17 protein-coding genes are annotated in these 20,886 nt (G+C 64.9%); 6 read left to right on the plus strand and 11 right to left on the minus strand.

Annotated features, from left to right (window positions below; translation table 11 throughout):
* The 3 genes from treS (at window position 1) to N7607_RS18060 (ending at window position 6,059) form a co-directional block, all read left to right on the plus strand.
* Window positions 1-3,294: a maltose alpha-D-glucosyltransferase gene (gene treS / locus N7607_RS18050; RefSeq protein ID WP_279866622.1), complete on the plus strand. Its 3,294-nt coding sequence runs from the start codon at window positions 1-3 to the stop codon at window positions 3,292-3,294.
* Entirely contained in the window at window positions 3,294-5,453 is a 2,160-nt protein-coding gene (glgB, locus tag N7607_RS18055; RefSeq protein WP_279866624.1) for a 1,4-alpha-glucan branching protein GlgB, read from the plus strand. The genes treS and glgB overlap by 1 nt, the downstream gene beginning before the upstream one ends.
* 147 nt (window positions 5,454-5,600) lie before the next feature.
* Window positions 5,601-6,059, plus strand: coding sequence for a PA2169 family four-helix-bundle protein (locus N7607_RS18060; protein ID WP_279866625.1), 459 nt, complete (start codon window positions 5,601-5,603; stop codon window positions 6,057-6,059).
* A 56-nt stretch (window positions 6,060-6,115) separates the two neighbouring features.
* Here N7607_RS18060 and N7607_RS18065 read toward each other — a convergent pair whose 3' ends face one another.
* The gene (locus N7607_RS18065; protein ID WP_279866626.1) at window positions 6,116-7,459 is read right to left on the minus strand and encodes a sodium:proton antiporter; all 1,344 of its coding nucleotides are present in this window, start codon (window positions 7,457-7,459) and stop codon (window positions 6,116-6,118) included.
* 265 nt (window positions 7,460-7,724) lie between these two features.
* Between N7607_RS18065 and N7607_RS18070 the strand changes: the two genes are divergently transcribed.
* Window positions 7,725-9,413, plus strand: a complete 1,689-nt coding sequence (locus N7607_RS18070) for an alpha-amylase family protein (protein ID WP_279866627.1) — start codon at window positions 7,725-7,727, stop codon at window positions 9,411-9,413.
* Here the strand turns inward: N7607_RS18070 and N7607_RS18075 are convergent.
* From N7607_RS18075 to N7607_RS18110, 8 genes are all read right to left on the minus strand, one after another.
* Complete coding sequence (locus N7607_RS18075; protein WP_279866628.1) at window positions 9,385-10,344, minus strand: TIGR03885 family FMN-dependent LLM class oxidoreductase; 960 nt, start codon at window positions 10,342-10,344, stop codon at window positions 9,385-9,387. The genes N7607_RS18070 and N7607_RS18075 overlap by 29 nt on opposite strands.
* Window positions 10,345-10,354: 10 nt before the next feature.
* A complete protein-coding gene (locus N7607_RS18080; protein WP_279866629.1) occupies window positions 10,355-10,501 on the minus strand; it encodes a DUF2474 family protein in 147 nt (48 codons plus the stop codon).
* Entirely contained in the window at window positions 10,482-11,489 is a 1,008-nt protein-coding gene (gene cydB / locus N7607_RS18085) for a cytochrome d ubiquinol oxidase subunit II (protein WP_279866630.1), read from the minus strand. The genes N7607_RS18080 and cydB overlap by 20 nt, the downstream gene beginning before the upstream one ends.
* A gap of 3 nt (window positions 11,490-11,492) precedes the next feature.
* Window positions 11,493-12,896: a cytochrome ubiquinol oxidase subunit I gene (locus tag N7607_RS18090; RefSeq protein WP_279866631.1), complete on the minus strand. Its 1,404-nt coding sequence runs from the start codon at window positions 12,894-12,896 to the stop codon at window positions 11,493-11,495.
* Between the two features lie 13 nt (window positions 12,897-12,909).
* Window positions 12,910-13,416, minus strand: a complete 507-nt coding sequence (locus tag N7607_RS18095; RefSeq protein WP_279866632.1) for a DUF4142 domain-containing protein — start codon at window positions 13,414-13,416, stop codon at window positions 12,910-12,912.
* 77 nt (window positions 13,417-13,493) lie between these two features.
* Window positions 13,494-14,264 carry an alpha/beta fold hydrolase gene (locus N7607_RS18100; protein WP_279866633.1) on the minus strand — a complete coding sequence of 257 codons (771 nt, stop codon included), beginning with the start codon at window positions 14,262-14,264 and terminating at the stop codon, window positions 13,494-13,496.
* A complete protein-coding gene (locus N7607_RS18105; protein WP_279866634.1) occupies window positions 14,251-15,345 on the minus strand; it encodes a DUF3182 family protein in 1,095 nt (364 codons plus the stop codon). The genes N7607_RS18100 and N7607_RS18105 overlap by 14 nt, the downstream gene beginning before the upstream one ends.
* Before the next feature lie 2 nt (window positions 15,346-15,347).
* Window positions 15,348-15,776, minus strand: coding sequence for a hypothetical protein (locus N7607_RS18110; protein WP_279866635.1), 429 nt, complete (start codon window positions 15,774-15,776; stop codon window positions 15,348-15,350).
* A gap of 147 nt (window positions 15,777-15,923) precedes the next feature.
* Here N7607_RS18110 and N7607_RS18115 point away from each other — a divergent pair, with 147 nt between their 5' ends.
* Window positions 15,924-16,253, plus strand: coding sequence for a DUF2513 domain-containing protein (locus N7607_RS18115; protein WP_279866636.1), 330 nt, complete (start codon window positions 15,924-15,926; stop codon window positions 16,251-16,253).
* 10 nt (window positions 16,254-16,263) lie between these two features.
* Window positions 16,264-18,705 carry a glycogen/starch/alpha-glucan phosphorylase gene (locus tag N7607_RS18120; protein WP_279866637.1) on the plus strand — a complete coding sequence of 814 codons (2,442 nt, stop codon included), beginning with the start codon at window positions 16,264-16,266 and terminating at the stop codon, window positions 18,703-18,705.
* A 59-nt stretch (window positions 18,706-18,764) separates the two neighbouring features.
* On the opposite strand, the gene N7607_RS18125 is transcribed toward N7607_RS18120, so the two are convergent.
* Both N7607_RS18125 and N7607_RS18130 read right to left on the minus strand, forming a co-directional pair.
* The gene (locus N7607_RS18125; RefSeq protein WP_279866638.1) at window positions 18,765-19,160 is read right to left on the minus strand and encodes a hypothetical protein; all 396 of its coding nucleotides are present in this window, start codon (window positions 19,158-19,160) and stop codon (window positions 18,765-18,767) included.
* A 513-nt stretch (window positions 19,161-19,673) separates the two neighbouring features.
* Window positions 19,674-20,141, minus strand: coding sequence for a hypothetical protein (locus N7607_RS18130; protein ID WP_279866639.1), 468 nt, complete (start codon window positions 20,139-20,141; stop codon window positions 19,674-19,676).
* Window positions 20,142-20,886: the final 745 nt, after the last annotated feature.

Genomic DNA, 20,886 nt, shown 5'->3' on the forward strand with positions numbered 1-20,886 from the left:
ATGCCCCGTAGCAAAGCCTTTCTCGACGATCCGCAGTGGTACAAGGATGCGGTGATCTACCAGTTGCACGTGAAGTCGTTCTTCGATGCCGACAACGATGGCGTCGGCGACTTCGCCGGGCTGATCGACAAGCTCGACTACATCGCCGACCTCGGCGTGAACACCCTCTGGCTGCTGCCGTTCTACCCCTCGCCACGCCGCGACGATGGCTACGACATCGCTCTCTACAAGGGCGTGCACCCGGACTACGGCACCCTGGCCGACGCCCGTCGCTTCATCGCCGAGGCGCACAAGCGCGGGCTGCGGGTGATCACCGAGCTGGTCATCAACCACACCTCGGACCAGCATCCCTGGTTCCAGCGCGCGCGGCGCGCGAAGAAGGGTTCCAAGGCGCGCGACTGGTATGTCTGGTCCGACACGGACGACAAGTATCCCGGCACGCGGATCATCTTCCTCGACACAGAGAAGTCCAACTGGACCTGGGACCCGGTCGCCGGCCAGTACTTCTGGCACCGCTTCTACTCGCATCAGCCCGACCTCAACTTCGACAACCCCCAGGTGCTGCGCGCCGTGCTCGGGGTGATGCGCTACTGGCTGGACATGGGCGTGGACGGCCTGCGCTTGGACGCCATTCCTTATCTGATCGAGCGCGACGGCACCAACAACGAGAACCTGGCCGAGACCCACGTGGTGCTCAAGCGCATCCGCGCGGCCCTGGACGAGCGCTACAGCGACCGCATGCTGCTGGCCGAGGCCAACCAGTGGCCGGAGGACACTCGCCCGTACTTTGGGGGCGAGGAGGGCGGCGAGGGTGACGAATGCCATATGGCCTTCCACTTCCCGCTGATGCCGCGCATGTACATGGCCATCGCCCAGGAAGACCGCTACCCGATCACCGATATCCTGCGCCAGACCCCGGATATCCCGCCCAACTGCCAGTGGGCGATCTTCCTGCGCAACCACGATGAGCTGACCCTGGAGATGGTCACCGACGACGAGCGCGACTACCTGTGGAACTACTACGCCGCCGACCAGCGTGCACGTATCAACCTGGGTATCCGCCGCCGCCTGGCGCCGCTGGTGGAGCGTGACCGCCGACGCATCGAGCTGCTCAACAGCCTGTTGCTGTCGATGCCGGGCACCCCGGTGCTGTACTACGGCGACGAGATCGGCATGGGCGACAACATCTATCTCGGCGACCGCGACGGCGTGCGCACGCCCATGCAGTGGTCGATGGACCGCAATGGCGGCTTCTCCCGCGCCGACCCGGCCAAGCTGGTGCTGCCGCCGATCATGGACCCGCTGTATGGCTACCAGACGGTCAACGTCGAGGCCCAGGCCCGCGACGCCCACTCCCAACTCAACTGGATGCGCCGCATGCTGGCCGTGCGCAAGCAACAGCAGGCCTTCGGCCGCGGCAGCATGAAGATGCTGGCGCCGAGCAACCGGCGCATCCTCGCCTACCTGCGCGAGCTGCGCGGCGCCGACGGGCGCGAGGAGAGCATCCTCTGCGTGGCCAACCTGTCGCGGGCTGCCCAGGCGGTGGAACTGGAGCTGTCCGCCTACGACGGCCGGGTACCGGTGGAAATGGTCGGCGGTGCGTCCTTCCCGCCGATCGGCGAGATGACCTACCTGCTGACCCTGCCGCCGTACGGCTTCTACTGGTTCTACCTGGCGGACGCCTCGCAGATGCCCAGCTGGCACGTGGCACCGGTGGAACGCATGGCCGAGCTGCCGACCCTGGTGATCAAGCGCGACCTGCAGGAGCTGGCCCACGCGCCCAGCCGCGGCGTGCTGGAGAGTGACCTGCTCGCCAGCTACCTGGGCCGGCGTCGCTGGTTCTCCGCCCAAGGCGACGGCACCGCCAAACCCGAGCTGGCCTACGTGCAGCCGTTCGGTGACCTGCGCGCACTGGCCGAGATCACCCAGGGCGGCGAGCGTTACCAGCTGCCGCTGGCCTACGTCGACGAAGGTTCGTCCGGCAATCCGTTGGCTCAGCAACTGGCCCTGGCGCGGCTGCGTCGTGGCCGCCAGGTGGGCCTGCTGACCGATGGCTTCAGCCTGCCCGAATTCACCTACGAGGTGCTCGCCCACCTGCACAGCCGCCAGGTGCTGAAGGCCGGGGACAGCGAGATCCATTTCCTGGCCAGCAGCCGCTTCGCCGACTACCCGGCGGTGGCGGGCGAGGAGACGCGACTGATCTCCGCCGAGCAGTCCAACAGCTCGGTGATCATCGGCGAGCGCATGGTGCTCAAGCTGGTGCGCCGCCTGTTCCCAGGCGTACATCCGGAAGCGGAGATGGGCGGTTTCCTCACCGCCAACGGCTACGCCAATATCGCCCCGATGCTGGGCGAGGTTCGCCGAGTGGACGAGACGGGTGAGTCCTTCACCCTGATGATCCTGCAGGGCTACCTGAGCAACCAGGGCGATGCCTGGAGCTGGACCCTCGACAACCTGCAGCGCGCCATCCGCGACGAGCTTAGCGGCGGCATCTCCAACGTGCAGAGCGAATACGACGCCCTGACTGAGCTGCAGACCTTCGCCGCCACCCTGGGCCGGCGCCTGGGCGAAATGCACCTGGTCCTGGCCAAGCCCAGCGACGATCCCGATTTCGGCCTGCGCCCCAGCAACGAGACGGACAGCCAGGGCTGGGGCGAGTCCATCGGCGCGCAGCTGCAGCAGGCGCTGGACGCGCTGGATAATAACCGCGCCCGCCTGAGCGAGGCGGACCAGCGCCAGGTCGACCTGCTGCTGCAACAGCGCGACGAACTGCTGCGTCTGGTCGGCGACCTGGCGCGGCTGTCCAGCGGCGGCGTGCGCATCCGCGTGCATGGCGACCTGCATCTGGGCCAGGTGCTGGTGGTGCAGGGCGACGCCTACATCATCGACTTCGAGGGCGAGCCGAGCCGGCCGCTGGAGCAGCGCCGCCAGCGTCACAGCCCGATGAAGGATGTGTCCGGCATGCTGCGCTCCTTCGACTATGCCGCCGCCATGGTGCTGCGCAACGCCCAGGGCTCCGATTCGTCCGACCAGGCCACGCTGGCCCGCCAGCGCATCGCCTCGCGCTACCGCAGCGAGGCGCGCACGGCCTTCTACGACGCCTACCGTCTGGCAGCCGCCGACCTGCCGCACGAGTGGCAGGCCCGCGAAGGCGAGGGCGCCGCGCTGGCGCTGTTCAGCATCGAGAAGGCCGCCTACGAGGTTCTCTATGAAGCCGCCCACCGACCCGACTGGATCGATGTGCCGCTGCACGGGTTGCTGGAGCTTGTTCACCAATTGCAGGGAAACCGTTGATGACTGACCTGGAACGTCTGCGCCGCGCCGAGCATGGCGACCCCTTTGCCTTCCTCGGCCCGCAACCGGATGGCGACGGCAGCCTGGTGCGCGTATGGCTGCCCGGCGCACTGGCGGTCGAGCTGCTGGCCGCCGACAGCGGCGAGCTGCTCGGCGCCATGCAACTGGAGGACGCCGGCGGCCTGTTCAGCCTGAGGCTTGATCGCCCGCGGCCCTATCGTCTGCGCATCCACTGGCCTGAGGCCGAGCAGGAAACCGAGGACCCTTACGCCTTCGGCGCCCTGCTCGGCGATATCGACCTGTACCTGTTCGCCGAGGGCAACCACCGCGATCTCGGCCGCTGCCTGGGCGCCCAGCTGATGCAGCAGGACGGCGTGCCGGGCGTGCGTTTCGCCGTATGGGCGCCCAATGCCCGGCGGGTTTCGGTGGTCGGCGACTTCAACGGCTGGGACGGGCGCCGCCACCCCATGCGCCTGCGTTACCCGAGCGGGGTCTGGGAGCTGTTCATCCCGCGCCTGGGCGCCGGCACCGTGTACAAGTTCGAGATTCTCGGCGCCGACGGCGTGCTGCCGCTCAAGGCCGACCCGTTGGCGCTGGAAGGCGAGCGGCCGCCCGCCACCGGCTCGCGCGTCGCCGCGCCGCTGGACTTCGCCTGGAGCGATCAGGACTGGCTGGCCAACCGGCAGCAGCATCAGGGCCATGACCGGCCGCTGAGCATCTACGAGGTGCACGCCGGCTCCTGGCAGCATGTCGACGACCGCCCGCCGACCTGGGCCGAGCTGGCCGAGCGCCTGATTCCCTATGTACAGGACCTGGGCTTCACCCATATCGAGCTGCTGCCGGTGATGGAGCACCCGTTCGGCGGTTCCTGGGGATACCAGCCGCTGTCGATGTTCGCTCCAACCTCGCGCTACGGTTCGCCGGCCGATTTCGCTGCCTTCGTCGATGCCTGCCACCGCGCCGGCATCGGCGTGATCCTCGACTGGGTGCCGGCGCATTTCCCCACCGACGAACACGGCCTGGCGCGCTTCGACGGCACCGCCCTGTACGAGTACGCGCACCCGTTCGAGGGCTTCCACCAGGACTGGGACACCTTCATCTACAACCTCGGTCGCACCGAGGTGCACGGCTTCATGCTGGCCTCGGCGCTGCACTGGCTGCGCACCTACCACATCGACGGCCTGCGCGTGGATGCGGTGGCCTCGATGCTCTACCGCGACTACTCGCGCAAGGACGGCGAGTGGATTCCCAACCGCCACGGCGGGCGCGAGAACCTGGAGGCCATCGAATTCCTGCGCCATCTCAACGAGGTGGTGTCAAGCGAGGCTCCCGGCGCCTTGGTGATTGCCGAGGAGTCCACTGCCTGGCCGGGGGTCAGTCGGCCGGCCGGCGAGGGTGGCCTCGGCTTCGCCTACAAGTGGAACATGGGCTGGATGCACGACAGCCTGGCCTATATCCAACAGGACCCGGTGCACCGCAGCTTCCACCATCACCAGCTGACCTTCGGCCTGATCTACGCCTTCTCCGAACAGTTCGTCCTGCCCATCTCCCATGACGAGGTGGTGCACGGCAAGGGCTCGCTGCTGGGCAAGATGCCGGGCGACCGCTGGCAGCAGTTCGCCAACCTGCGCCTGTTCCTCGCCAACATGTGGACGCACCCGGGCAAGAAGCTGCTGTTTATGGGCTGCGAGTTCGGCCAGTGGCGCGAGTGGGACCACGATCAGCAGTTGGACTGGTACCTGCTGCACTACGGCGAGCACGTCGGCGTGCAGAACCTGGTCCGCGATCTCAATCGCCTGTACCGCGACTACCCGGCGTTGCACCGCCTGGATGGCCGCGCCGAGGGCTTCCAGTGGCTGATCGGCGACGACCAGCGCAACAGCGTGTTTGCCTGGCTACGTCACGCCGAGGGCGAACCGCCGCTGCTGGTGGTGCAGAACTACACCCCGGTGCCGCGCGGCGACTACCGCGTCGGCGTGCCCATCGCCGGCAGCTGGCGCGTGCTGCTCAACAGCGACGACGAGCGCTACCTGGGTTCAGCCGCCGGCAGTCGCGGCCAGCTGCATACCATCGCCCACAGCGATCACGGTCAGGTGCAGTCACTGCCACTCGACCTGCCTCCGCTGGGCGCCCTGATCCTGGTCGCCGAGCAGGGCTAAGTTATTGATCTGTTGGCCCTACCGCCCATCGGGTAAGTGGAACACCGATCGAAGCGGCCGAGTCGACAGCATCAGGCGGCGCAACACTAACTGCGCCTCTGCAGTCATCCCACCAGCCGCCGGCACCGCCGGCAAAGGAAGACAATGATGAGCGATACCATCAAAGACACCATCAAGGTCCTCAATAACCTGATCGAGACCAGCAAGGACGGCGAGGCGGGCTTCCGTACCTGCGCCAAGGACGTCAAGGATCCGCAACTGCAGTCGCTGTTCAACAACCGCTCGCGCGAATGCGCGGCCGCGGCCGGCGAGCTGCAGGGCCTGGTGCTGGAACTGGGCGGCAAGCCGGAAACCGACACCAGCGTGGGCGGTGATCTGCACCGTCGCTGGGTCGACCTCAAGGCGCTGATCACCGGCAAGAGCGACGAGGCCATCCTCAACGAGTGCGAGCGCGGCGAGGACGTGGCCAAGAAGCACTATGCCGAAGCCCTGGAAGAGAAGAACCTGCCGGCCAATGTGCGTGAAGTGATCCAGCGCCAATACGCCGGGGTGATCCGCAACCACGACCAGATCAAGGCCCTGCGCAACATGGCGCGCGCCAGCTGATCGAGTTACGTTGAACCTGACTGCCCGTGGGCCTCGGCCCACGGGCAGTTTTGTTTTCAGCGTCGTTCAAATCGTTCGTAGAGATTCAGCAGCGGCTGGGTCGACAGACCGTGGAACAGGATGCTCAGGGCCACCACGCTGAGCACCAGGTCGCTGGCTTCGCTGGCGGCCAGGGGCGAGAGGTCGTGGTTGAGGGCGTAGCTGAGGTAGTACAGGCTGCCGATGCCGCGGATGCCGAACCAGCCGACGAACAGGCGGTGGCCGAGCGGCAGCTGGCGGTTGCGGATCAACAGCACGACCATGGCCGGGCGCACCAGGCAGAACAAGGCTAGCGCCAGGGGCAGGGCGCGCCAGTCCCAGTGGTAGAACAGCAGGGCGCCGAGCAGGGTCACCAGCAGGATTTCCAGAATGCGTTCGAGCAGCCCGCCGAAGGAGAGGATGTCGGCCATCAGCGCGCCGGCGGCGATCTGCGGGTGCTCCTCGGGGTCGGAGCCGAACTCCACCAGCACATTCGCCTGGCCTTCCTCGCGGGGCTCCGGGTTGCCGCTTTCCTCGGCGGGCTCGTCGGTGTGGCTGCTGGTCTCCACTTCGGCATGGCGCAGGCCGAGGCCGGCGGCGAAGGTGGCGAGGAAGCCCCAGGCGCCGATGAACTCGGCGCAGGCGTACGAGAGGGCGATCAGCGCCAGGGCGAGGAAGTCGTTGGCCGTGACCACTGTGTCGGTGTGGCGCGCACGCAGGTAGATCACCAGCCGGCCCGTGCCGCGCCCCAGCCAGTAGCCCAGCAGCAGCCCGGCGGGAATGGCCCATAGCACGTCGACGAGCAGCCAGCGCAGCAGGTCGCCGGTGGGTGGCAGTGCGGACTGATCGGCGATCAGCAGCAGGGCGAGTACGACGAAGGGGAAGGCGATGCCGTCGTTGAAGCCGGCCTCGCCAGAGATGGCGTAGCGCAGGCGGTCGACATCGCCGGCGCGGCTGACCTGTACCAGGCTCGCCAATACCGGGTCGGTCGGCGAGAGGATGGCGGCCACCAGCAGCGCCAAACCCCAGTCCAGGCCCAGCCACAAGTGGCCGACCAGGGTCATGCCGAGGATGGTGCCGACCAGTACCGGGCCGGCCAACAGCCAGGCTGCGCGCCATTCCATAGCGCGCAGGGGCAGGCGCAGCTTGAGCCCGCCGATGAACAGCGAGACCAGCACCGCCACCTCGGCCAAGTGTTCCAGCCACAGGCTGATGTGGCCGAGGCCCAGTTGCCAGAGTTCGAGGCCGAAGGGGCCGACGACCAGGCCGAAGGCGAGGTACAGCACCGATGACGACACCGGCAACAGACGCAGGTAGGCGGACGCCAGCGCGAGGATCAGCAGCAGGGTACCGAGTACCAGCAGCCACAGGCTGAAGCTCATGGCGTTCTCCGTTGGCGTGGGGTAGGAGAGGGTGGAGGATGCATCGGGAGGCCGCCTCATGGGTCACTCAGTTGAGACGGGGCGGCAGCCCGCGGGGTTCAAGGCGCTTTACGAGGCGGCTGCTCCTGCAGGCGATCTGCCCGTGCATGCCAGCCGCCATCACGGGCATCGGCACACCAATCCGGTCCGACAGCGCGGCGATTGCCTGAACTTGTACCGTCGCGCTTGGCTCCATCTAGCAGGGTTCGAGCCGGCGGAGTGGCGGATGGAAGCGAACGATGTGTGGTATGACAGCGCGGTGTCCTATCAGCTGGATGTCGCCACCTTTCATGATTCCAATGGCGATGGCATCGGCGATTTCCCCGGCCTCACCGCGCGCCTGGACTATCTGCGTCAGCTGGGCATCAACAGCCTGCTGCTGATGCCATTCCATCCGTCATCGGAGCTCGACGACGGCTATGACGTGATCGACCACTACGGCATCGACCCGCACCTGGGCAGCTTCGGCGACTTCAGCGCCTTTATCGACGAGGCACGGGCGCGCGGCATTCGGGTGCTCCTCGATCTGGTGGTCAACCATACCTCCAGCCAGCATCCCTGGTTCCAGGCCTCGCGCCAGCCGGGCTCGCCGTTGCGCGACTACTACGTGTGGGTAGAGGAACCGGACGACGATCACGCCGACCAAGTGATGTTCCCCGACCGCTACGACAGTGTCTGGACCTACGACGAGCAGGCCGGCGCCTACTACTTCCATCGTTTCCACGACTTCGAGCCATCGCTGAACCACGGCAACCCCAAGGTGCGCCAGGAGGTGATGCGCATCCTCAGCTTCTGGCTGGCCCTGGGCGTGGACGGCTTCCGGGTGGACGCCGCGCCCTACCTGATACTGCCCAAGGGGCCGGCACAACACTTCAGCGACCCGCATGAGTACCTGCGCCAGTTGCGTCGCCATACCAGTCGCTATGGCCACGGGGCGCTGCTGGTGGGCGAGGCCAATGTGGCGCCCGAGGAATTGGGACAATTCTTCGGCGATGGCGACGGGCTGAACCAATTGTTCAATTTCGTCGGGGCCGAACGCATGTTCCTGGCCCTGGCCCGCGAAGACGGCACGCCGATCCGGGAGCTGGAATCACTGCTGCCACCGCTGCCGCCCAGCGCCCAGTGGATGAACTTCCTGCGCCATCACGACGAGCTGAATCTCACCTGGCTGGACCCGGCTACCCGAGAGCAATTGCTGGACAGCATTGCGCCCCACGAGCACATGCGCATCTACGGACGCGGCACGCGCCGGCGCCTGGCTCCGCTGCTGGGTGATCCGCGGCGGGTGCGCCTGGCGCAGAGCCTGCTGTTCAGCCGCAGCGGCGCGCCGCTGCTGTATTACGGCGACGAGCTGGGCATGGGCGACAAGCTGGAGCTGCCGGATCGCTTTCCGGTGCGTACGCCGATGCAGTGGTCGGCGGAGCGCAACGGCGGTTTCTCCACTGCCGATCCGCAGCGCCTGATCCGGCCGATGATCGACGACGGCGAATACGGCTATGCCCGGGTCAATGCCACCGAGCAGTGGCTGCAACCGCAGTCCCAGCTCAACGCCACGCGGACGCTGATCGAGACGCGGCGCTCCTGCCCCGAGTTCGGCCTGGGTCGCCACGAATTCATCGAGTGCGATGGCGGCGCGGCCGTGCTGGCCGAGAGCTATTTCCTCGATCACGGCCGAGTGGTCTGCGTACACAACCTGTCCCGCAACGCCTGCACGGTACGCATACGGCACCCGGAGCTGGCCGGACGCGATTGCTACGAGCTGATCTCGCGCCAGGTGGCACGGGCCGACGCCATCGGCGCGCTGGAGCTGCGGCTGGCGCCCTATGGGTACACCTGGTGGCGGGTCGGCTCGATCTTCTCACCGGCCGAGAACGGTGCCAGCGTGGCTAGCGCACTTGCGGAAGCACCGAGCTAGCGAAGGCCTCGATGAAGCGCTGCTGGTGGCGGTTGACGTTGTGCAGGTAGATGCGCTCGAAGCCCTGCTGCAGATCGGCGTGCAGCCAGGCGGCGTGTTGCGCCAGGTCGCTGCCGATGCGTACCTGGTCGCGCAGATCCTCGGGGCGCACCGTACGGGCCGCCGCTTCGAACGCCTCGACGCTGTTGAGATCCTGGGTGAGCAAGCCGGGCAGCACGTTGGTACGCCATTGCTGATGGGCTCCGGCGAGGGCCTCCGCGTCGCTTGCGGCATAGGACAGCTTGGCCTGCAGCAGCAGGGGCTTGCCGGCGCCACCGCCGTCGCGGAAGGCGTCAACGATGCGTTGCTGCTGCTCCGGCGCGCTGCTGACCGTGATCATGCCGTCCGCCCAGCTTCCCGCCCAGCGCGCGGTCTCTTCCGAAAGCACCGCGGCGTACAGCGCCGGCGGGCGTGACGGCAGGCTGTACAGCCGTGCCCGTTCCACCCTGATCAGGCCATCGCACGATACTTCCTCGCCGGCCCACAGGGCGCGGATGATCGCCACCGCCTCGACCAGACGGGCATTGCGTTCCGCCTTGGGCGGCCAGCGCTCGCCGGTGATCGATTCATTGATCGCCTCGCCGCTGCCCACAGCCAGCCAGAAGCGCCCCGGATACATCTGCGCCAGGGTCGCGCTGGCCTGGGCGATCAGCGCCGGGTGGTAGCGGAAGCACGGTGTGTTGACCACACCCAGGTCGAAGGCGGTGCCCTGCAGCGCGGCGCCCAGCCAGGACCAGGCGAAGCCGCTTTCGCCCTGGCTTTCGCTCCACGGATGGAAGTGATCCGAGCACATGCCGGCGGCGAAGCCGGCGTGTTCGGCCTGCAGCAGCAGTTGCAGCAGTTCGCCGGGCGGGAACTGTTCGTGGGAGGCGTGATAGCCGATCACGGGCATGGGGCGCACCTCAACTGGGAGTGGTCAGGCCCGCGGCGCTCATCAGCAGGCGCAGCAGCCAGGCGAGCAGCGCCAGGGTCAGCACGCTGCCGGTCCATAGCGCCACCAGCCAGGCCAGGCGGCGCCACAGCGAGGGTTCAGTGGTAGCCCTGGTCATGTGTCACCTTGCCGCGGAACACGTAGTAGCTCCAGGCCGTGTAGCCGAGGATGAAGGGGATGATCAGCAGCGCGCCGACCAGGGCGAAACCCTGGCTCTGCGGCGGCGCGGCGGCGTCCCAGAAGGTGATCGACGGCGGCACTATGTGCGGCCACAGGCTGATGCCGAGGCCGGCGTAGCCGAGGAAGATCAGCACCAGGGTCAGCACGAACGGCTTGGCGTTGTCGTAGTTGGCCACCGAGCGCAGCAGTTGCTGGAAGGTCAGCAACACCAGCAGCGGCACCGGCAGGAACCAGAACAGGTTGGGCAGGCTGAACCACCGCTTGGCGATGGCCTCATGGGCCAGCGGCGTCCACAGGCTGACGATGCCGATCACTACCAGCAGCACCAGGGCCAGCGGGCGCGCCAGGTCGTGCATGCGCTCCTGCAGCGGGCCTTCGGTGCGCATGATCAGCCAGGTGCAGCCGAGCAGGCAGTAGGCGACCACCAGGCCCAGGCCGCAGAAGAGCGGGAATGGCGCCAGCCAGTCCAGCGAGCCGCCGGCGAACTGTCCGTCACGCACCGGCAGGCCCTCGATAAAGGCGCCGAGCACCACGCCCTGGGAAAAGGTGGCGACCAGCGACCCGCCGATGAAGGCCTTGTCCCACACATGGCGCCAGTGTTCGGAGGCCTTGAAGCGGAACTCGAAGGCCACGCCGCGGAAGATCAGGCCGATCAGCATGAAGATCAGCGGCAGGTACACGGCCGACAGCACCACCGCATAGGCCAGCGGAAAGGCGCAGAACAGGCCCGCACCGCCGAGCACCAGCCAGGTCTCGTTGCCGTCCCAGATCGGCGCCACCGTGTTCATCATCACGTCGCGGTCGCCGCGCTCGCGGAAGAACGGGTAGAGCATGCCGATGCCCAGGTCGAAGCCATCCATAACCACATACATCATCACGCTAAAGGCGATGATCAGGGCCCAGATCAGCGACAGTTCGATGCCCATGTCTCAGCCCTCGTCCACTCGTTCTTCCGGCGCCGACAGCGGTCGTGCCGGAGTGCGCGGCCGGCCGGCGCCGCCGTCGTTGGTCTCGCGGCCCTCGTGGGGCACCGGCCCCTTGCGTACCAGGCGCAGCACATAGACCAGGCCCACGCCGAAGACGAAGAAGTACACCACCACGAAGGTCACCAGGCTGATGCTCATCTGCGTGGCGCTGTGCAGCGACACCGCATCGCGGGTGCGCATCAGCCCGTAGATCACCCAGGGCTGGCGGCCGATCTCGGTGGTGAACCAGCCGGCGAGTATCGCGATCAGGCCGCTGGGACCCATCAGCAGGGTCAGGCGCAGGAAGGCCTTCGACTGGTACAGACGGTCGCGCCAGCGCAGCCACAGGCTCCACAGGCCGGTGAAGATCATCAGCAGGCCAAGGCCGACCATGATGCGGAAGGTCCAGAACACGATGGTGGCGTTGGGCCGATCCTCGGGCGGGAAATCCTTCAGCGCGGGGATCGGCTCGGTCAGGCTGTGGTTGAGGATCAGGCTGCCGAGTACCGGTATCTCCACGGCGAAGCGGGTTTCCTCGCGCTGCATGTCCGGCCAGCCGAACAGGATCAGCGGGGTAGGGCCCGGCTCGTCGTTGCTCCAGTGGCCCTCGATGGCGGCGATCTTCGCCGGCTGGTGCTTGAGGGTGTTGAGGCCGTGGGCATCGCCGATCAGCGCCTGCAGCGGCGCCACCAGCAGGGCCATCCACATGGCCATCGAGAGCATCTTGCGCACGCCCGGGTTGTCGTTGCCGCGCAGCAGGTGCCAGGCCGCCGAGGAGCCGACGAAGAAGGCGGTGGCGAGGAAGGCGGCCACCGCCATATGGGTCAGGCGGTAGGGGAAGGAGGGGTTGAAGATCACCGCCAGCCAGTCCACCGGGATCACCCGGCCATCGATGATTTCGTAGCCCTGGGGCGTGTGCATCCAGCTGTTGGACGCGAGGATCCAGAAGGTCGAGATCAGCGTGCCGATGGCCACCATCACCGTGGCGAAGAAATGCAGGCGCGGGCCGACGCGGTTCCAGCCGAACAGCATGACGCCGAGAAAGCCGGCCTCGAGGAAGAAGGCGGTCAGCACCTCGTAGGTCAGCAACGGCCCGGTGACGCTGCCGGCGAAGGTGGAGAAGCGGCTCCAGTTGGTGCCGAACTGGTAGGCCATGACCAGCCCGGAAACCACGCCCATGCCGAAGTTGACGGCGAAGATCTTCAGCCAGAAGTGGTAGAGGTCGCGATAGACCTCTTTCTCGGTCTTCAGCCAGAGCGCCTCGAGCACGGCCAGGTAACTGGCCAGGCCGATGGTGATGGCCGGGAACAGGATGTGAAAGGAAATGGTGAAGGCGAACTGGATGCGCGCCAGGTCCAGGGCTTCCATGTCAGTCTCGCGGTCAGGACAGCGGGTGGGCTCGGGTCAGCATGCGCGCCGACTCAAGGTGATGCTTGAGCACCGGCAGCTTGGCCCGGGCAAAGGCCTGCAGCTCGGGGTCGCCCTGCTCGGCGGCCTGGTTGAACAGGGCAATGCTGTTCTCGTAGCTGCGCGCCTGCAGGTCGGCGTAGAGGGCGTCGAAGTTGTCACCGCTCAGCTGCTGCAGCTGCGGCTTGCTGCGCTTCAGCAGCTCGGCATCGGCCGGCAGGTTGACCTGACGGGTGCGCGCGAAGGTCTGCAGATCGGCGTTCTCGCGCGGGTGGTGATCGATGACCTGCTGGGCGAAGTCCTTCACATCCGCCGACTGGCTGAGGCGCAGCGCCAGCTGGGCCGCCTCGGTCTCGGCGATGCGGGCAACCACGGCCTGCTCGACGAAGGTCTGGGTATCGACGGTGGGCGCCGCCAGCAGCGGGTTTGTGGCGAACAGCAGCAGCCATAGACCGGCGCTGCGCAGGGTGTTTCTGGCCATGGCGAGCCTCCGAAGCCGTTGCAGAATCTAGGTTTGTGACGAGGGCGCTGGGGCAGGGTTCAAATTTTCTCCCTGGCTCAGGAGTAGATCGCCAGGTGGTGCGGGTAGTCGCCGACCCGTGCGCCCATCACCATCTCGCCGATCCAACTGGTGAGGATCGAGGTGTAGGCGCGCTGGTCGCTGTCGTTGCTCAGCGAGTGGTCGGCGCCATCGACGATGCGGTGGGTCAGCGAGTGCGCCTTGACGAAGGCGGCGCGATAGCTCATCAGCGTGGTGTGCGGCACGAAATCGTCGTGTTCCGACTCCACCAGCAGTACGTCGCCCTCGAACTCGGAGCAGGCGGACAACGCGCGATTGCCCTGGGGCGGCACGAAGGTGCGGCGATACTCGGCCAGGCGCTCGCGATCGAGCTGGTGCTTGGGCCTGTCCCATTCCTCGTCCCAGTACAGTGCCGGCACGCGCAGGGCCAGCCATCTGACGGGGCGCAGGGTGCTGAGGATGGCCGAGAGGTAGCCCCCATAGCTGGTGCCGATCACCGCGATGGCTCCGGTGTCGGTGGCCGGGTGGCTGGCCAGGCGGTCGTAGGCGGCGACTATGTCGGCCAGGTTCTGCTCGCGGGTCACACTCTGCTTGCGCGACTGGGTACGTTCATGGCCGCGCAGGTCGAAGGTCAGGCATACGCAGCCCAGCCCCGCGATGCCCTTGGCGCGGGCCAGGTCGCGTTGCTGGCTCCCGCCCCAGCCGTGAACGAAGAGGATTCCCGGCACCTTGGTCTGCGGCGAGACCATGGTCCCGGCTATCGTTTCTTCCTCCACCATGATTTCCACTTTCTCGCTATGGGATGCCATGCGCCTGCACCTTGACGTATTTGCTCAGTTGGCCGACTTCCGGCTCTTCGCCGCTGTAGAGCTGCTGGGCATCGTCTGGCGGTTCGCTCTCGCCGTAGCATTCGAAGGTGGCGGCGCGCACGCAGCGCAGCGCCGGGTCGGCCGCGAAGGCCTCCAGGGCGAAGATCTCCGCCGCGCTGGCGCCGCCGATGCGCCAGGACTGTTCCAGCACACCGGAGCGCGGCTTGCCGAGGCTGTCGATGCCCTGGGCCACGTCGTAGTTGCGCCGCGAGGCGGACAGGCCGAAGGCGGCGATGGCGGCATGCTCGTAGACATGCGCTTGCGACACGGCCAGGCGGATCGCCTCGGGCATGTCCAGGCGCATCAGCTCGGCGTAGTCGCCGCGCACGATGGTCAGGTCCGAGCCGCCGTAGACTTCCACGCCGGTGTTATCGCGGGTCAGGCGCTGGCTGCCGTAGTAGCTGGCGATGATGCCGGCGACCAGCACCTGGCCGACGCTGAAGGTCACCACGTCGTTGAGGTTCTCTTCCAGCACCAGGCCCCAGGTGGCGACTTCTGCGGCGTCCTGGCCGGCCAGACAATCGGCCAGGGCCTGCCGATCACGGATCACTTCCTGGCCGCGCCCGGCCTTGCCCAGCACCTGCTTGACGCGCACCGGGCCGTGCTCCAGCAACTGTTCGCCGGCGCGCTGGGCGTCGTTCAGGTCGAACACCGTGCTCCCGCCGAGAATGGAGTTGGCCACCTGCTTGGAAAACTCGTGGGACCAGCCTTGCGGCACCTGGCGCGGGTGTTCGGGTAGCGGATGACTGATGGCCTTGGTCGACATGAATGGCTGCGCCACCATGCCGCCGAAAAAGTCTTCGGGGCCGCGAATACCCAACTCCTGAGCGCGTTGCGTGCCGATCAGGGTGTCGCTGGGAATCAGGTAGTAGTTGCCGGTCGCGTGCTCGGCGGGATCATGGTCGCCGAGGAAACGGGTGCCGAGCAGGGCTGCGATCTTGCGTCCCAGCACATGATGCACGGCACGTTCATGTTGGCTGACGCCCGACTCGCTCGGTACCAGCAGGACTCCGTCCTTCATGCTCAGCGATCCTGCCATGCGCCACCGCCTCGCTCGCAATCTTTCCGAGCCTGGCTGCGATCCTCCAGGCCGTAGTAGTAGGTCACCACCTTGGCGTCGTCCGGCACATTGGGCTCGTTGGACGGCGGGTTGCTGCTGCTCGACCGGTGGTTGGCCAGGGTCTCCTGGGTGATGGCAGCGGTACAGCTGGCCTTGTGGTTGGCGGCGCACTCGGCGACCTTTTCCTTCTTGGTGCCCAGGGTCTCCTGGCTCTCGTTGCTGCACGACCAGTTGATCGAGCCCTCGGGCATGCCCTGGAATTCGTAGCAGCTCTCGCTCTCCACTGCCTCGACACCGGGGCTGGCGGAGCGGGTTAGGATGTGGCAACCCTCGGCCATGGCCAGCGAGCCGAACAGGCTGCCGACCAGCAATACAGCGGTCTTGGCGATCATCTGTTGCCTCCGGTGTGATTCGTGGAACCTATGCCTTCTGAACCGGCCAACGACACGGGAGTTCAGACTTTCTCCGCTAAGAAAGGTGGAACTAAGCGGGCCCGCGCGAACCCTTATCTGGAGTAGTCCTGAGGAGGGAACGCCGCCATGAAGAGAGATTGGGAGCTGATCAAGGCGCTGATGCTGGAGATCGAGAGCCGCGAGCAGGGGCGCTACTTCGTGCCCGAGCCGTTTGCCGGCCATGACCTGGAATCGGTCAAATACCACTTGCACCTGCTCGACCAGGCCGGCCTGGTGGAGTGCGAACTGGACGAGCCATGGGACGGTGTGCCGGTGCTGATCGGGCGCAACCTGACCCTGCTCGGCCACGACGTGCTGGACAGCCTGCGCGACGAAGAAGTGGCGCGTCCGCGCCCGGCGCCGCTGCTGGCGCAACTGACCGGCGCGCCTCGGGAAACGCTGCGGCGCATCGCCTGAGGAGGTCGCCATGGCAGGGGAAGTGGAGGTTGCCGAGTTCAAAGAGAACATCCTCGCCAAACTCAAGTACGCGGTCGGCAAGGATCCGGGCAACGCCTTCGACCACGACTGGTTCGAGGCCATTGCCCTGGCGGCCCGCGACCATGTGATCGACCGCTGGGAAGAGGCCTCGGCCCAGCTCGATCGACGCGGGCAGAAGCGCATCTACTACCTGTCGCTGGAATTCCTCATCGGCCGCCTGCTGATCGACAACCTGAGCAATCTGGGCCTGCTCGACGTCGCCCGCCACGCCCTGGCCGAACTGAACGTGGACCTGGAACGGATTCGCCAGGTCGAGCCCGATGCGGCGCTCGGCAATGGCGGCCTCGGTCGCCTGGCCGCCTGTTTCATGGAGAGCCTGGCCACCCTCGGCCTAGCCGCCCACGGCTACGGCATCCGCTACGAGCACGGGCTGTTCCGCCAGGTGGTCGCCGATGGCTGGCAGCTGGAACAGACCGAAACCTGGCTGGACTTCGGCAACCCCTGGGAATTCGAACGTCCCGAGGTCAGCTACAGCATCGGCTTCGGCGGCAGCGTGCACAGCCTGACGGAAGAGGGCGAGTTGCCGCGTCACGTCTGGCAGCCCACCGAGACCATCCGCGCCATCGCCTACGACACGCCAGTGATCGGCTGGCGCCGCAAAGCGGTGAATACCCTGCGCCTGTGGCGCGCCCGCGCCGAGGAAGACCTGCAGCTGGACCGCTTCAACGCCGGCGACCATATCGGTGCGGTGGTGGATGTGGTGCGCGCCGAGAGCATCTCGCGGGTGCTGTATCCGGCCGACAGCACCGAGGCCGGCCAGGAGCTGCGCCTGCGCCAGGAGTTCTTCTTCGTCTCCGCTTCGTTGCAGGACCTGCTGCAGCGCCATGTGCGCGAGCACGGCGACATCCGGCGGCTGCCGGAGCGAGCGGCGATCCAGCTCAACGACACCCACCCGGCCATCGCCGTGGCCGAACTGATGCGCCTGCTGGTGGATGTACACCAGCTCAGCTGGTACGACGCCTGGCAGCTGACGGTGGCGACCCTGTCGTATACCAACCATACGCTGCTGCCCGAGGCGCTGGAATCCTGGCCTGTATCGCTGATGGAGCGCCTGCTGCCGCGGCACATGCAGATCATCTATCTGATCAACGCCTACCATATCGATTCGCTGCGGGCCCAGGACATCCACGACTTTGCCCTGTTGCGCTCGGTGTCGCTGATCGAGGAAGACCACGGTCGGCGGGTGCGCATGGGCAACCTGGCATTCCTCGGTGCGCACAGCGTCAATGGCGTGTCTGCGTTGCACACCGAGCTGATGCGCAAGACGGTGTTCCGCGACCTGCATGGCCTGTACCCGACGCGCATCAACAACAAGACCAATGGCGTGACCTTCCGCCGCTGGCTGTTCCAGGTGAACCCGAAACTGACCGAGCTGCTGGTGGATACCCTTGGTCCCGAAGTACTGGATTCGCCGGAAACCGTGCTGCGCGGCCTGGAAAACCATGCCGACAAGAAGACCATGCACAAGCGCTTCGCCACCCTGCGCCAGCAGAACAAGGCGGCCCTGGCGGCATTGGTACAGGAGCGCCTGGGCGTGACCCTGGATACCAGCGCGCTGTTCGATGTGCAGGTCAAGCGCATCCACGAATACAAGCGCCAGTTGCTCAACCTGATCCACACCGTGGCGCTGTACCAGGCGATCCGCAACGACCCGACCACCGACTGGGTGCCAAGGGTGAAGATCTTCGCCGGCAAGGCCGCGGCCAGCTATCACCAGGCCAAGCTGACCATCAAGCTGGCCAACGACATCAGCCGCACGGTCAACGACGACCCCACGGTGCGCGGCCTGCTCAAGGTGGTGTTCATCCCCAACTACAACGTCAGTCTGGCCGAGACCATCATCCCGGCGGCGGACCTGTCCGAGCAGATCTCCACCGCCGGGCTGGAAGCCTCCGGCACCAGCAACATGAAGTTCGCCCTCAACGGCGCGCTGACCATCGGCACTCTGGATGGCGCCAACGTCGAGATGAGCGAGCAGGTGGGCAACGACAACCTGTTCATCTTCGGCATGACCGCGCAACAGGTGGAGCTGCGCAAACAGGCCGGCGAGCTGAACATGGCCAGCGTCATCGCCGGTTCGGATCGCCTGAGCGCCGCGCTGGAGGCGATCCGCGGCGGCGTTTTCTCACCGGACGACCCAACGCGCTACGTGGGGCTGGTGGATGCCCTGGTGTACGACGACCGCTTCATGGTCTGCGCCGACTTCGACGACTACTGGGCCACCCAGCGTCGGGTCGACGAACTCTGGCAAGACCCGGCCCGCTGGTGGCGTGCGGCGGTGCTTAATACGGCGCGGATGGGCTGGTTCTCGTCGGACCGTACCATTCGTGAGTACGCCAAAGAGATTTGGGGGGCGCCGCCGGTGGGGTGAGTTAGGGTAGGGGCCGGCTTTAGTCGGTTCCGAGTGAGCGAAGCGACTTGAACCACTAGTTAGGTGACTGGTTGCCACCGATTTGAGATCTTTTTGAGTTCATCTGCGTCGATGTTTTCAGGCTGATTGTGCGATAAGTGCGAAATAAAATTCATGATGGATTTCTTTTGCTGGGTTGAAAGAAGAAACCATACGCCTTGAGACTGGTCGTCAGCAGACTTGCACTTGCTGTAGTTGTTTAATACGTATAGGACTTGCAAATAAACTAGAGAGCCTGGATTGCCCCTCAGTTCTTGAAGGATGAAGATCATATAAGTTGGCAGATACTGCAAGGCTTCAGATGCCGGAATTTGCTCGAATAAATATGGATTTCCCTCAATCTGTTCATCGGTCAATCCTTTTCTTTCAGGAAAGGCTCTTTTGATTGATTCGATGAGGATCAGCTCGGCTTTCACGAGACGTTACCTAACGTTTGGTTAAGGGGCGGGCTTTAGCCCGTCCCAGTGAGCGAAGCGAACGATTTGAACCATTTGTTAGGTGGCAGTACGCATAGCCCTTTCAATATGCGGGCTAAGTTGATTGGTAACTGCAAACCAAAGCATGCGCAAGTCGCTAGCTAGGCCCCAAAGTGGGTGGGTAGCAAATGGGCGATTTCCTTGAACCAAGGGATGGCTAGCTAGCGCAATGCCATAACCGATTGGGCCGAGGACTAGGAGCGCCCACCAAACCACAAAAAATGACGCCGCAATGCCTAGAAACAGGCCCAGAACAGTACCAATGTAGTGGCATACGCGGGTAGCCGGTTTTGAGTGAGCGGCGAGGTATGCAAGCCAGTATTGATCAAAACCTTCATAGATCATCGAGAAAGCTCGCTGTGGTCTAACGATTAAGCTAGGGGGCAGGAAAAAGCGTAGCTTTTGACTGTGCAGTGAACGAAGTGAGCGATAGTTGAGTTCATTGTTAGGTGCCTACAGTGGATAGCTGAAAAATTTCTTGAAGTAGCTGGCGTAGCAGATTGTTGCTGATACTGCCAGACCGGCACATAAAGTCAGTGATGGTATGTAGTCTTTAGCACTTGCTGGTATTCCGATGTGACCTGCCAAATATCCTGCCCCCATTGAAAATAGTAGTAGTGCCACTTTGGGAAGATTTAGCGAGCGTGATATGAACGCTGAAAATCCAAAAACTATGCCGGCAATTGCTGATGGCAGAATGCAAAATATCCCAATAAATAGTGCAAACACAAAGGGCATGCCGACTACTGAGAATGCTCCTACCGCAGCTCCAGCGCCGGTTTTGGTAAGGATGCCAATGATGAAAAGACCAATTCCAATAATTAATCCGTACAAAGCGACTGCCCCTACAGTCAGCACCATTGCGGTGATAAAAAATAGGAGGCTGTCGCGTGCTATTCCTTTAGCGTGGCTACTGAACATTTTTGGCACCTAACGATTAAGCTAACGGCGACCAAAAGCGCAGCTTTGGACGTCCAGCGAACGAAGTGAGCAGCGTTGAGCGACTTGTTAGAGGTCACAGTTCGTACTCTGGATTGTAAACAACGAAGTGTGGCGAGCTTTCAAAGCTCTTGTCTTGGTCGGACAAGTGCTCATGACTCCAAGACTTTCCATGCTTCTCGATTCCGTTTGCACAGCTCTCAAGAAATTTAGCAATGCGCCGTAGCTCTTTAGGGGATGCGACTAGCGTGATCTCTGCTAGCTCGGCCGGTATTAGGTCTTCAGCGTACTGCTCTTCCTTGGAGTAACCGTGAATTTCCACTGTGACCTCTAACGTTTGGTTAAGGGGCCGGCTATGCCAGTCCCGAGCGAGCGAAGCGAGCGGCTTGAACCATTTGTTAGGCGAAGATGCTCGGGCCGACGCTGTGTTGGTTGCAGCACGATGGCCGAGCCGCCGCGGACTTTCAAGCGCGAACAGCGTGGCGGGACGACACCTGTGCACGGCGTGTGTGCGCCAGATGGGGCGACAACAGGGCGAGAGCCAGCACGTGCATCACGGCGAGTTTTCCGGCCACAGATTGGCAGCGGAATAAATGCTGAATGTGCGGTGACTAACCCAACTTCCATGTATTGCACCGGGTCCAAAAAGTAATACCGCCTAACGATTAAGCTAACGGGCGTCCAAAAGCGCAGCTTTTGGACGTCCAGCGAACGAAGTGAGCGATAG

The sequence above is a fragment of the Pseudomonas sp. GD04019 genome, from assembly GCF_029837695.1.
In the GTDB taxonomy this organism is placed as follows: domain Bacteria; phylum Pseudomonadota; class Gammaproteobacteria; order Pseudomonadales; family Pseudomonadaceae; genus Aquipseudomonas.